General features: G+C 39.4%; 12 protein-coding genes and 1 pseudogene. 9 read left to right on the forward strand and 4 right to left on the reverse strand.

All coding sequences use genetic code 11. The features are described 5' to 3' along the window. Positions 1 to 371 precede the first annotated feature (371 nt). From QWU_RS01680 to QWU_RS01730, 8 genes are all read left to right on the forward strand, one after another. Positions 372 to 776 carry a hypothetical protein gene (locus QWU_RS01680; RefSeq protein ID WP_017196071.1) on the forward strand — a complete coding sequence of 135 codons (405 nt, stop codon included), beginning with the start codon at positions 372 to 374 and terminating at the stop codon, positions 774 to 776. Between the two features lie 1,099 nt (positions 777 to 1,875). Next, positions 1,876 to 2,187, forward strand: a complete 312-nt coding sequence (locus tag QWU_RS01695; RefSeq protein WP_017196074.1) for a hypothetical protein — start codon at positions 1,876 to 1,878, stop codon at positions 2,185 to 2,187. A gap of 219 nt (positions 2,188 to 2,406) precedes the next feature. Next, positions 2,407 to 2,658: an AbrB/MazE/SpoVT family DNA-binding domain-containing protein gene (locus QWU_RS01700; RefSeq protein WP_006589814.1), complete on the forward strand. Its 252-nt coding sequence runs from the start codon at positions 2,407 to 2,409 to the stop codon at positions 2,656 to 2,658. Beyond that, a complete protein-coding gene (locus QWU_RS01705) occupies positions 2,655 to 3,053 on the forward strand; it encodes a type II toxin-antitoxin system VapC family toxin (RefSeq protein WP_006589815.1) in 399 nt (132 codons plus the stop codon). The genes QWU_RS01700 and QWU_RS01705 overlap by 4 nt, the downstream gene beginning before the upstream one ends. Positions 3,054 to 3,603: 550 nt before the next feature. After that, on the forward strand, positions 3,604 to 3,870 hold the full coding sequence (locus QWU_RS09945; RefSeq protein WP_006589817.1) for a hypothetical protein: 267 nt from the start codon (positions 3,604 to 3,606) through the stop codon (positions 3,868 to 3,870). 551 nt (positions 3,871 to 4,421) lie between these two features. Beyond that, on the forward strand, positions 4,422 to 5,471 hold the full coding sequence (locus tag QWU_RS01720; RefSeq protein ID WP_006589819.1) for a tetratricopeptide repeat protein: 1,050 nt from the start codon (positions 4,422 to 4,424) through the stop codon (positions 5,469 to 5,471). Between the two features lie 547 nt (positions 5,472 to 6,018). Then, entirely contained in the window at positions 6,019 to 6,591 is a 573-nt protein-coding gene (gene efp, locus QWU_RS01725; protein WP_006589820.1) for an elongation factor P, read from the forward strand. 15 nt (positions 6,592 to 6,606) lie between these two features. Then, on the forward strand, positions 6,607 to 7,398 hold the full coding sequence (locus tag QWU_RS01730) for an inositol monophosphatase family protein (RefSeq protein ID WP_006589821.1): 792 nt from the start codon (positions 6,607 to 6,609) through the stop codon (positions 7,396 to 7,398). Positions 7,399 to 7,486: 88 nt separating this feature from the next. On the opposite strand, the pseudogene QWU_RS08890 reads toward QWU_RS01730, so the two are convergent. Continuing rightward, positions 7,487 to 9,275 (reverse strand): annotated as a pseudogene (locus tag QWU_RS08890) (ABC transporter transmembrane domain-containing protein). A 188-nt stretch (positions 9,276 to 9,463) separates the two neighbouring features. Between QWU_RS08890 and rpmE the strand changes: the two are divergent. Then, complete coding sequence (gene rpmE, locus QWU_RS01740) at positions 9,464 to 9,685, forward strand: 50S ribosomal protein L31 (RefSeq protein WP_006589823.1); 222 nt, start codon at positions 9,464 to 9,466, stop codon at positions 9,683 to 9,685. Between the two features lie 299 nt (positions 9,686 to 9,984). On the opposite strand, the gene QWU_RS01750 is transcribed toward rpmE, so the two are convergent. The 3 genes from QWU_RS01750 to QWU_RS01760 all read right to left on the reverse strand — a co-directional run bounded on the left by QWU_RS01750 (position 9,985) and on the right by QWU_RS01760 (position 12,790). Beyond that, a complete protein-coding gene (locus tag QWU_RS01750) occupies positions 9,985 to 10,257 on the reverse strand; it encodes a hypothetical protein (RefSeq protein ID WP_026017263.1) in 273 nt (90 codons plus the stop codon). Positions 10,258 to 10,443: 186 nt separating this feature from the next. Next, on the reverse strand, positions 10,444 to 11,487 hold the full coding sequence (locus tag QWU_RS01755; RefSeq protein WP_017196076.1) for a class I fructose-bisphosphate aldolase: 1,044 nt from the start codon (positions 11,485 to 11,487) through the stop codon (positions 10,444 to 10,446). Between the two features lie 109 nt (positions 11,488 to 11,596). After that, the gene (locus tag QWU_RS01760) at positions 11,597 to 12,790 is read right to left on the reverse strand and encodes a phosphoglycerate kinase (protein ID WP_026017264.1); all 1,194 of its coding nucleotides are present in this window, start codon (positions 12,788 to 12,790) and stop codon (positions 11,597 to 11,599) included. Positions 12,791 to 13,179: the final 389 nt, after the last annotated feature.

Here is a 13,179-nt window from a genome sequence, read left to right on the forward strand (position 1 = left end):
TTTAGGATTTTAACCTCTGTAAAACAAAGAGCAATTTTACAACTCATCGCTGATCAGAATGAAAGTTTTTAATATCATTACGCGCCCCACAGGCTCTGTATATCTACATTCATACGCTATTTTTAGAAGCAACCATCAAAAAGCAATGCCTGAAAATTTATTTGGTCAATCTGGACATAGTGCCTACCGCATCATTTTATTTCGTATGTTAAGTATAAGCTGTAAGTACTCTTGGAAAGGATAGTAGTTTTAAAAAACCAATGAAAAAATACAGCTTGATTGGAAATCGGCATGTTGTTATAGTCATGAATAAAGATGTTCTCCTAATGTAAGAGGTTTTTCAGGAGAATGTAATAATGAGGGGAAATAAAATGTTAAAATATTTGTTGCTGCCACCGCTTGTGTTAGCAGCGGGTTGTGCATCTGTAGGTGTTTATTCATCAAGTTATGTTGGTCAAGGTATTACAAAGAATACCGCAAAATTCATCGCTAATGATTACATTCGCAATATCAAAAGACCTTTACCACCAGCTAAAACAACCGTTATTATACAGAAAAATAACGTTGAAGACAACTTTACTCCTTTATTTGTTGATCTGTTAAAACGAGCTGGATATCGCGTGATCTATACAGATCAACCCCAAAAACAGCAAAACATGGGTGTAAGTTTGCTTTACAGACTAACGCCACAGAATGATGGACGTATAATGTCCGTTCTTCAGTATAATTGGTCTGGAGATCCAAGTTATTATATACGTATTTATGAAAATAAATAAATCCCCCTGTTTAATAACGTAAAGATCTAAAAGCTCTTGCGAAAGATAAAGAGAGTTACGCCTCAATAAAAACTCTTGTTTTTTAGCCAGAGTGCATAAATTTTGCTATATCTTGTAACGATACAAAGTATCGTAATTTATGGCTTTAAAAACAATAAAAAACTCCACACTTCAGCGAGCTAGTGCGTGGAAGTGTGGTCCACCTGTGGCTACAGCAGCTAAATAGCTTGCTATATCTCGTATTGCTTGTTTAGGGTATTGGTAAAAGTCCAATATCTTGAGAGGTTTTTATTTTGCGCTATTTTCTCAACATTCAAAAACATCCCCAAAAACATCCCCAAAAACATCCCCAAAAACATCCCCAAAGACATCGCCAAAGACATTTATTAACAATACCATCATCAATATTTCAGCGTAATTTGGTAGAGCTAAAAGCAACTCCAATAATTGCCTAACATGTCGACAAAGGTTAATATCTTATTAATTCAAATTTTATTTTTAATAAAAAATGCGTTGAATTTTCTATTCACGTTAGTCGTAAAGGATAATATGGTAAAGAATGTTATTTTTACTCTTTTGAAAATATTTTCTTTTCCACGAAGTAGAATTTTATACGAAAGCAATCTGCCCCTTTGGGTAGATTTTATCAAAGAAGAACTGGCAAAACAAAGTACTCATATAAAACTATGCGCCCTTTTTTCGCCTTATTCAATGAGCAAAGCAGCAAAACGAGATGATACAAGCCTCACTTTGTTCAAAGGCAAAGCAAATTTCGTACCCCATCACACTGTATGATGTCAGATTTGTTAAAGCTACCTGTTTTATGTTGCATTTTTGCTCCTTTGTTAACTTATAATTTAGTGCTTTATTATACCTTATGTTATAATATTTGATACTCTGCAAAAAATACAAAAATATGTATCATAATCTGAAATAGTACTTTTAGGTTATGCGAGAGTATCAACCAATCAACAAAAGCTAGCGCTTCAAATTGCTAAACTTAAAAATGCTAGAGTGCGCGAAATTATTTATACAATCATATGCGCACATATGCGCAATAGTAGCAAATGATTTGGTTAAGTATGGCAATAACAAATCTATGATAAGTAGCTTTAAGACAGCGTTAACTGAGATTGATCCTATTAGGAAGCATGTGGCGTTTGTAGAAAATTCTGAGAAATATCAGGTGATAAATAGGGGGCATAGTTTATCAAAGCACCGCAAAGGTGGTTTACCTTATGATGAAGCGCGAAAAGCAATGTTTTCTCATTATACACGACTAGGAAATCTCGACAAAGCCCGTTTAACAACGGTTGAAAAAGCAATTATTGATACACGTCGTAACAATATGAAGGTGATGCGCAAGCTCTACGAAAAAATGCAAGGCAAACCGATACCAAAAATTTTATAAAATGAAAGCCGCATCTTCAAATGACATGACTTTCTTTACTTTTAAAAATCAAGCACTTCACGCGTCTTTATTGATGTTGCTTTGTTTTCAACAATTTTTGCAACATTATCATCTTCATAAACATTTATTCATATAACTCTTTTTTTAAAAGTAATTGAATTTTACATTACTTTTATTATATATATTCAATAGTTATACTTATAGTAAGAGGATTTTTCTATGCATTCATTAACTATTACAGCGAAAGGACAAGTTACACTGAAGCGGGATTTACTACAGCACCTTGGGGTTAAACCAGGTGAGAAAATCGAATTTGACAAATTACCAAATGGTGAACTTCGTATAAAAGCAGCACAACCTACACGCACAATTGATAGCTTCATTGGACGATTTGCTGGAAAAGTAAAAAAAACACTGACTATTGAAGAAATGAATGAAATTGCTGCCTCTAGTTGGGCAGGGAAAAAATGAAGATTTCTGTAGATACAAATGTTTTAGCTCGTGCTGTTTTACAAGACGATAAAAGGCAGGGCAAGGTGGCAAGCAAGATTTTAAGAGAAGCTTCTCTAATAGCTATTTCTTTGCCTTGTTTATGCGAACTTGTTTGGATACTTCGTCGAGGTGCAAAATTATCAAAAGAAGATATAGCTGGAATGTTACATGATCTGCTAGCAACCAGTAATATAGTAATGAATAGACCAGCTGTTAAAGCAGGGCTTGCTATCCTTGAGGCTGGTGGAGATTTTGCTGATGGTATCATATCCTACGGGGGAAATTGGCTAGGCGGTGAAACCTTTGTTTCATTTGATAAATTAGCAATTGAACTATTAACAAAAAACGGACAATCTACAAAACTTCTTTCTTAATGAATAATTTAAGGCCTCCCTATATTGCATTTTTTGTATCCCTCAATTTCAACATGAAGAGAATGACCTTTATTGCGTGAAATCTCAATATCTATGGCTTTTTTAGCATATTCAAAGCAATTATTGAATAAATAATAAAATCTTTTATATTGTAACAGATTACATGGTGGCAAAATAGTTGAAACAACATTCACATTTCGCCTTGATGATGTCTTAAAAAGTGAATTTTCTAAAGCTGCAAAAGCATATGAGAGATCTGATGCACAACTCCTACAAGGTTATATGCGTGATATTATAAGAGAACAAAAGAAAAAAATACGTATGATTTATGGTTTAGGGAGCAAATCCAGCTTGGTATTAGTTCCGCTAATGCTGGTGATGTAATATCTGCTGAAGAAGTTGAAGCAGAAGCGGCGGTGTGGCGCCTTGAAACACAACGTAAGCTAATAAGTTAACTTTATGAAGCTAATTTGGACGCGTATAGCGCACTTTGATCGTCAGAAAATACGTGAATATATAGCACAAGATAACTCTTCTGCCGCTCTAGCATTTGATAAATTTTTATCTAAAAAAGAGAAAGCTTGCTAAATTTCCTACTCTTGGTCGTCTTTGTAGAGTTGTAAATACACGTGAACTTGTCATTCATACAAATTATATTGTGGTTTATGATCTTTCAAATGATGTTGTACGTAAGGCAAAAATTCACTTAATCAACTGTATTTTTATTTTCCAATCTCCTGAAATTATTTTACTGGTAAGCGAATATTTTGGTTATATACGCAACGATCAATATGGATTTGAAAGCCCTAAAGTTTGAACATGAAAATCGAACCCGCTTTGCGGTAACTCCCGGAATATCAATGCGAGAGCGCTCGCTATCAGGGAGAACCTTGAAGGGCAAGATAAAATTCAACATTCCTATGATATTTCTGTAGGCAAAAAAATTCAATTGAAAAGAGAAATCTCAAGAATGTCTCAAAAAGAGTTAGGCACCCTTTTAGGCACAACTTTCCAACAAGTTCAAAAATACGAAAAAGAAATAAATCGTGTAAGTACAGACAGAAGAAAATATTTTGCACGCATATGACGAAGGAACATCTAGTAAAGATGAACATCAACTCCTGAAAAGTTTTAGAGAACTCAAATCTAAAAAACAAAAGACAATTTTGTGCTTAATTTCTAATTAGAATAAAAAATTTTAAATACCTTACTTACTAAATAATAAGTCATCATATATGTCCCTTGATAAAGCAGTAAAGTCAAGTGTACATTTATAGTCTTTTTTCACAGGGATAACCCTCTAGCCCTGCTTGAAATGGTAAAAGAAAAATGTGAAAATTCTTAGACTATGAGGAGGAGGAAACATCCATGATACAAAGAAGCATGAAACTGCTTATCGTAGGAATGTTTTGCTTTGTCAGTACTGTCATTGATGCAAATTCCACCGAAATGACTGAAGAATCCTCAGATCTTGAACGTTCTTTGAATACGATTCAATCCCCTTCAAACACACAAGAATCTTTCCACCCCTTACAAGCTGGCGAATATGATCAAGCCTATGACTATTACATCCAAGGCTATTATTTGAAAGCTTTTCGTGAGGCACTGCGGCGTGCTGAACAAAATGATCCCTTTGCCCAAACTCTGCTTGCTCGAATTTACTTAGAAGGATGCGCCGTTCCCATAGATGGTGCACGTGCAGCTTTGTGGTTTGGGCGTGCCGCAAAACAAGGCGAACCCCAAGCGCAATTGCGCTATGGTCTCATGTTATTTGATGGCAATTTTATTTCCCAAAACCAAGAGTTAGGGGAACAATTTATTCGCAAAGCTGTAGATGCTAAAGTAAAAGAGGCCTATTTTTATTATGGAGAATTGCTGCTTTATAAAGCTGCACGAGAAAAACAAATTCTTGCTGGTGTTACTTCACAAAGTCGCGAAAATGAAGCAATCGAACAAGCCTTAAAATGGTTTTTAAAAGGTGCCGCTCTTGGTGACTCTGAAGCTGCTTTTTCTGCAGCAAAAATTCTCTCATTAGGAACCCTAACACGACCAAAGGACGATCACAATGCACGCAAACTCATGGAAGTTGCTGCACAAAACAAACATTCCGCCGCACAAATTTTGCTGGCACAATGGCTCGTACAAGGCCGTGGCGGAGAAACAGATTACCCACGTGCTTTTCATTTACTCCTCAACAATGCCAGAAATATGATAGCACCAGCACAGGTTTCTCTTGCCAGGCTTTACCGCGATGGAATAGGCACAAAAGGCGATATGATCAAAGCAGCAGCATGGTATATGCTCGCACAGCAAGCACACATACAGGCCCCTGATCTTGAACTCATGCTTGAAGGGATGGATAAAACACAATTGGAAAAAGCACGCAAAGAAGCCGCAAATCTTCTTACGATTTTTTAAAATGCACCACCAAAACAGGCTTCTCTTACAACACCTTATCAGACAAGACTACATCAAGAAAGCAGAGGCACAAAAAGCCATAGAATAAAGAAAGCCGGATATGTTTGCACAGTAAGCAAACAATAAGCCTCTGATCTTAATGCTTGCAAGATAAGACAAAATATAATTAGCAAAAGCAAGCAAAGAAGCAGGAATGATATTCTTTGCCTTTAAAGAAGTAAAATCCCCAAAAAATCTTTACGCAAATTTTTAAAAAGCTTGCGTCTGAACACTTTTTATGGTCTTGCAAAGAATTGAAAAGCAACAATCTTACAAAAGCTTTTCTTGCGGTACTGATCTAGACTTCTTTCTCTGCAAAAACCATGAGAAAGCTCCCCTAGACAGGGTAAGAGCAATATAATAGAGCATGCCACAAAGATCATAAGAAAGCCCACCTAAAACCACAAGGGGGCAAAAACAACAAAAGAGTACGCAACCAAGGATAACAAAGGATCGTTAGGGAAACAAACAGAGAGCTCTTTTGCAGGCATAGAATTGGATAGAAACGATGAAAATTAATGGCAATGAAATTCGCCCTGGGAATGTAATTGAACATCAAGGCAGCTTATGGGTTGCTGTAAAATGCAACGCTGTAAAACCAGGAAAAGGTGGTGCATTCAACCAAGTTGAAATGAAAAATTTGCTCGATGGTACAAAACTCAATGAACGCTTTCGTGCGGCTGAAACGGTAGAGCGGGTACGCCTTGAACAAAAAGATTTTACCTTTCTTTATCAACAAGGTGATGCTCTTGTTTTTATGGATTCAGAATCTTATGAACAATTGGAATTGCAAAAGGATTTTGTTGGTGAACGCGCTGCTTTCTTGCAAGATGGGATGACAGTGACCGTTGAACTCTATCAAGAAAAGCCTATTGGTATATCACTTCCTGATCAGGTCACTGTAGCAATTGCTGAAGCAGATCCTGCCATCAAAGGGCAAACCGTCACATCTTCTTATAAACCTGCTATTCTTGAAAATGGTATTCGCATCCTTGTACCACCTTTTATCAATACCGGTGAGCGTGTCATTGTCGACACCAACGAATTGACTTATTTGCGTCGTGCGAGTGATAAAGGATAAATAAAGGAAGAAAATATGGCCCATTCTGCAATCATGAATGTCATGGTGCAAGCTGTAATGAAAGCTGGACGCTCACTCGTGCGTGATTACGGTGAAGTGCAAAATTTGCAAGTGTCTTTGAAAGGGCCAGCCGATTATGTAAGCCAAGCAGATCGCAAAGCCGAAAAGATTATTTTCAATGAATTAAGCAAAGCACGACCAAAATTCGGTTTTCTCATGGAAGAGTCTGAAGAAATCATTGGAGAAGATTCACAACATCGTTTCATTATCGATCCTTTAGATGGCACAACAAATTTTCTCCATGGCATTCCTTTTTTTGCAGTTTCCATTGCCTTAGAAAGACAAGGAAAAATCGTTGCTGGTGTGATTTATAATCCCGTGAATGATGAGTTATTTACCGCTGAACGCGGTGGGGGTGCTTTTTTTAATGACCGGCGCTGTCGCGTTTCTGCACGACGCAAATTGGAAGATTGTGTCATTGCAACGGGCATGCCGCATTTTGGTCGTCCAAATCATGGCGCATATCTTATCGAATTGCGCAATGTCATGGCTGAAGTTGCTGGTCTGCGCCGTTTTGGCGCTGCCGCCCTTGATTTGGCTTATGTCGCGGCTGGCCGAACAGATGGCTTTTGGGAAGACAATCTGCAAATTTGGGATATAGCTGCTGGAATACTGATGGTTCGCGAAGCCGGTGGTTTTGTCACAGATAAAGAAGGTGGTAGCGATATATTTCGCAAAAAAAATATCATCGCTGGCAATGAACTTATTCGCATGAAATTAGAAAAAACCCTCAAAAAAGGCATTTGAGAAAAAGAAGTAAGGCTGTAAACGCTGCCTTCAGTTTTCTCAAGACCAATAACGATAATTCGTATAATGCTGATTTTATACCAATTCCTTATTCAGGTGAGAATTGGAGTTTTGCCAAATATGCATAAACCCCATTTTTTGCCACAAGTTCTGCATGGGTTCCTTCTTCAACAAGAGCGCCTTTATCCATCACGAGAATACGATCAGCTTTTAAAATTGTTGCCAAACGGTGTGCAATCACCAGTGTTGTACGATTTTGCATCAATCCTTCCAAAGCGTCTTGCACTAACTTTTCACTATTTGCATCTAAAGCAGATGTTGCCTCATCAAGCAGCAACAAGGGCGCATTTCTTAAAATCGCACGTGCAATACCAATGCGTTGTTTTTGTCCACCAGAAAGCATAGTACCACGTTCCCCTACTTGTGTATCAAAGCCGTTTGGTAAAGCTTCAATAAATTCAAGTGCGTTGGCTGCTTTAGCTGCAGCAATAATTTCCTCTTCATTGCTCTTTTCTGTACCAAAAGTAATATTATCGCGCAGCGTGCCATCAAAGATAGCGACATCTTGTGGAACATAAGAGATTGCACTGCGTAAATCTTGCAGAGAAAGGCGATTAATCTCCACGCCATCAAAGCGAATTTGACCACTTGTCGGATCATAAAAACGAAGGATCAAAGAAAAAATGGTGCTTTTTCCTGCACCAGAAGCGCCAACAAAAGCAACCGTTTCACCTTCTTTGATAGAAAAAGAAAGAGAACGCAAAATCTTCTCCTGTGGTCTAGAAGGATAAGTAAAATCAACCTGATCAAAAACAAGTGCACCACGGACAGGTTGTGCCAACGGTAAAGGATTTTGAGGAACTAAAATTGTAGGTTTTTCTTGCAACAATTCGGCCAATCGTTCAGCAGCACCCACTGCTTGGATTAATTCTGCACCCAATTCCGATAATTGCGCAAAAGTTGAGGCTCCAAAAACGGCATAGAGAACAAATTGACCTAAGGTTCCCGCTGTCATGGTGCCATTCAAAACATCTCGAGAGCCAATCCATAAAACAGTAACCACACTACTAAAAACCAAAAAATTGCAAAACCGGTAAAAAGGAACGCAAGATCACAGAAGCACGGGCTGTTTGAAAAGCGCGTTCAACCAACTGTGCAAAACGTGTCGCAATAAGTTTTTCAGCGGTAAAGGCTTGCACCGTGCGAATGGCGCTTACTTGTTCGGTTGCCAAAGCATTGGCATCTGCAAGACGATCTTGCGCCGCGCGAGTGCGTGTACGAACCTTGCGCCCAAAAACAACTAATGGAATAGCCACAAAGGGGATAGCAAGCAGCACCAGTGCAGATAATTTAGCATTGGTGATAACCATCATCACAATTGCGCCAATCACCACAATCAGATGACGCAAAGCCGTAGAAGCAGTTGAGCCAACAGCTAGTTTTATCTGTGTTGTATCGGTAAGGAGCCGCGACACAAGTTCGCCAGAATGGGACTTATCAAAAAAAGCAGGCGAAAGTCTCATAATATGGACAAAAACATCACACCGTAAATCGGCAACGATCCGTTCTCCCAAAGTGATGACACAATAATAACGGCAAGACGAAGCAAGCGCAAGTAGCAAAGCTAAAGCGAACAAAATAAAGAAATAAAAATTGATGTGACCATGGCTTGAAGTGGAAAAACCATGATCAAACATTTTGCCGATAGCAACAGGCAAAGCCAGTGTGATAAGAGCAGCAACAGATAAAGCGACAAAAGCAAAGATAAACAACCAGCGATAACGCACAAGATAAGGACCGAAAGTTTTAAGCGAAGAGAATGAAGATTTTTTTGCTGAAGACTCGGTAGATTTTTCTGAATGATAGAGGAGATTCATAAGGTTTCGCTCACTATATTAGGTTGTCTATAACACTTGATGTCATGATATATCTTGAACACTTGTTTTTTTATGCGTGCTCAGTTATAGAAGGGCTACTTTAATCAATTTATCAAAAAGACAAAAGAAGTGCACTGAAAAAAGTGAAAAAGTGCTATTTTGTTCTGTAAACGTAAAAGGTTTAACGCATGAAAGCGAATATTCATCCCGACTATCATAAAATCACTGTCGTTATGACGGATGGTAGCCAATATACAACGCGCTCTACTTGGGGAAAAGAAGGGGATATCCTTAATCTGGATATTGATCCAAGAACCCATCCAGCGTGGACAGGTGGCTCTCAAACACTTGTAGACCGTGGTGGTCGTGTTTCTAAATTTAAAAATCGTTTTGGTAATCTTGGCATGTAACGGCCTCTTTAGGGTTGTAAAAAGCACAAAAACTCCAATAAAGTTATTGAAACATTGAAAACAATGTGTTGCCCCACTGTAAAGGAGGGCTTTTTGTTTGTTGAAAAAATAACAACGGATAAGGCTTCTTTAAATCACCATAATATAAAGAAAGCCTTAAGCCTCCGCCTATAAAACAAAAAAGGCTAAAACAGTAAAATAATCTGTAACCTCAGAAAAACGCAACGCTTCAATAATTGGCATAACACCAATTGGCATAACACCTGCGCTCCTCAGCAAAGCAGCAAAGAGGTAAAAATTTATGCATTTTTTCTCCTCTTATTGGCAGTATGTACGCCTCCATAGCAATCACCTAACAACCATTGAGCAAAACGCGCTGCCAAAGCAGCGTTGCCACTAAATGCCCACACAAAGAAACCCGCCCCTATATTTGCAACCCCCAATGTTGCTATCACCTGTGACACTTGAAACGATTCACGAAAAGCGTTCTTAAACCTTTCTCGTAACAGTTCCCACCCACACACCACCCCCGCTTGCGACGAGCAAACCAATGGTTTTGATTGATTCAACATAAAAGAAACTTGAGATGAGAGAATCTAAAATATTCAGATCTCTCATTCAACATGCAAAATAATTAATGAATTGTCTTTATAAATCCATGCCCTATAAATTCATATCTTGTGAATTACATCCCTGTTCAACAACGGGCATACCCCCCACTTGCTCATACAAATCTGTGTCCATAAAACCCACTGTTTTTAAGCAAAAGATTGTTCATGCTCTTTTGTCCATTGCCCCAAAGCGGCCAAATGGTTCATGCGAGCACGATGATGAAAAGCTTTTTGAGCAACAGCAATATTATCATGTCTGCCAGCCCATGCCTTCAAAGCCGCCGCTTGCAACGCCCGCCCATAAGAAAAGGTCAATTTCCAAGGCAATGTTCCCAAAGCATTCCCCAAAGCATTCATAGCAGACAAATGCGCCGTTGCCTCTTCATCAGATTGCCCTCCAGAAAGGAAAGCAATTCCTGGAACAGCGGCCGGCACAGTCTGTTTAAGCACCTGAACTGTCTTTTCCGCCACCTCTTCAACAGAGGCTTTGCGTGCATCTTTTCCGTCAATCACCATATTAGGCTTTAAAATCATCCCCTCGAAAATAACACGCGCTTCAAACAATTCTTGAAATACCGCGGTTAAAACAGCCTGTGTCACCTCAAAGCAGCGCACAATCGAATGCGCGCGCGAAGTTCCATCCATCAGCACTTCCGGTTCAACAATAGGCACAATTTTGAGCTCTTGGCACAAAGCAGCATAACGCGCAAGAGCCTGTGCATTTTGCCTAATCGCCCCCCTTGTTGGCAGAGTGTGTGCATCAATGGCAATTACCGCACGCCATTTAGCAAAACGTGCTCCCAGGGCATAATAGTCTTTTAACCGCTCACGCAACCCATCTAATCCCTCTGTAATTGTTTCGCAAGGAAAAGCCGCCAAGGATTTAGCACCAGTATCAACTTTAATTCCTGGCAAAGCCCCCGCCTCACGGATAAGATCTGTCAACATTTTCCCAGATGCTGCCTTTTGACGAATGGTTTCATCAAATAAAATGACACCAGAAATAGCACTTTCCATAGCTTCTTTTGCACTAAAAAGCATTTCACGATAAGCACGGCGATTATCCTCATGACATTCCACCCCAATGCTTTCAAAACGCTTGCCAATTGTTGCAGTACTTTCATCGGCTGCCAAAATACCCTTACCCGCACGCACCAGAGCAAATGCTATATCTTCAAGACGTTCATTCATAAAAAATTCCTCTTTATTTTGTCTTATTTCCAAAACGAAGCGATATGATCATCACACTTCACAGTACTCAGAGCCTACAGCTTTTTAAACTTTCCTTTCAAAGGGAGCCTTAAGCCTGCATGAGAGCAAGAATACCTGGAAGCATCTTACCTTCCATCCATTCTAAAAAAGCACCTCCTGCAGTGGAAAGGTAAGTAAAATCACCAGCAACTCCAGCATGGTTAAGTGCAAAAACCGTATCTCCCCCTCCAGCAATTGAAACCAATTTTCCTGCCACACTGCGTTCTGCTACATGGCATGCCACTGCTATCGTTCCCTGATCAAAGGGAGGCATTTCAAAAACACCAAGGGGTCCATTCCAAACAAGAGTGGCAGCCTTATCAATAACCGTATTGATATGAGAAATGGAGCGTTTTCCAATATCGAAGATCATACCCTCCTGCGGAATATCTTCAATATCATAGAGACGGTGCGGCGCACCTTTTTCAAAGCGAAATCCAACGATTGCATCCACAGGAAGCAAAATCTCACATTGGCACGCGCGTGCTTTTTCGATAATCTTCTTCACCGTTTCCATCAGCGTATGCTCACATAATGATTTGCCAACAGATATGCCTTGCGCGGCTAAAAAACTGTTTGCCATTCCCCCACCAATCACCAAATAATTGACCTTTTCAACCAAATGATTGAGCACAAAAAGCTTACTAGAAACCTTCGCTCCTCCAACAACTGCAATAACTGGACGCGTTGGATTTCCGAGTCCTTTTTCTAACGCTTGCAATTCCCCCTGCAGAGAGCGTCCCGCATAAGAAGGCAATAAATGTGTTATTCCCTCCACCGAAGCGTGGGCACGATGAGAAACTGAAAAAGCATCATTAACATAAAGATCGCCATTATGGGCAAGAGCCTCAGCAAAAGAACAATCATTCTTCTCTTCACCAAGGTGAAAACGAACATTTTCAAGCAGCAAAACACCACCATTTTGCAAATCATCACCTGCTATCCGTGCTGCCTCACCAATACAATCTGCGGCAAAAGCCACCGGTTGATTAATGATTTTTTCCAACGCTTGCACAACAGGGCGGAGTGAAAATTCTGCCTCCACTTGCCCCTTAGGGCGTCCACAATGGGAAAGAAGAATAAGCTTCGCACCACGCTTTTGCAGTTCCACAAGTGTTTCTTTATGGCGTTGAAGACGCGTTACATCACAAACTTCGCCCAGCGCCATGGGCACATTAAAATCCACCCGCACAAGGACACGTTTGCCCAAAACATCAACATCATCAAGCGTACGAAATCCCATAACTGTTCTCTCTTCACTTTCTGTTGTTTCAAACAAAATACAACACCTCGCTTATACATCGTAGGCAATTCCTCAAAGAAAGCCAACCCGTATCCTCTCACGCATGAGACAAAACACCTCAACCAAAACCCAACCATCTTTCCACGCAAACTCTTTTGCTTAAAAGCAAAAAACAAATACGCGGCCGTATTTTCTCAAACTTTGTTTCGTTCAAAAGCACACTCTTGCAAATTCTATTCTTTCATGAGGTTAAAAAAACACACATCCCCACAATACACAACACACCATCATGCAGGCACAGCAGCTTTTATCCAGCTACGTAAAGAGCAATCTCTAGGTGTTTTTTTCAAACAAAATGCGTTTTTATTTTTCATCATAAAACTTAACTT

It is taken from the genome of Bartonella birtlesii IBS 325 (genome assembly GCF_000273375.1).
Lineage (GTDB): Bacteria > Pseudomonadota > Alphaproteobacteria > Rhizobiales > Rhizobiaceae > Bartonella > Bartonella birtlesii.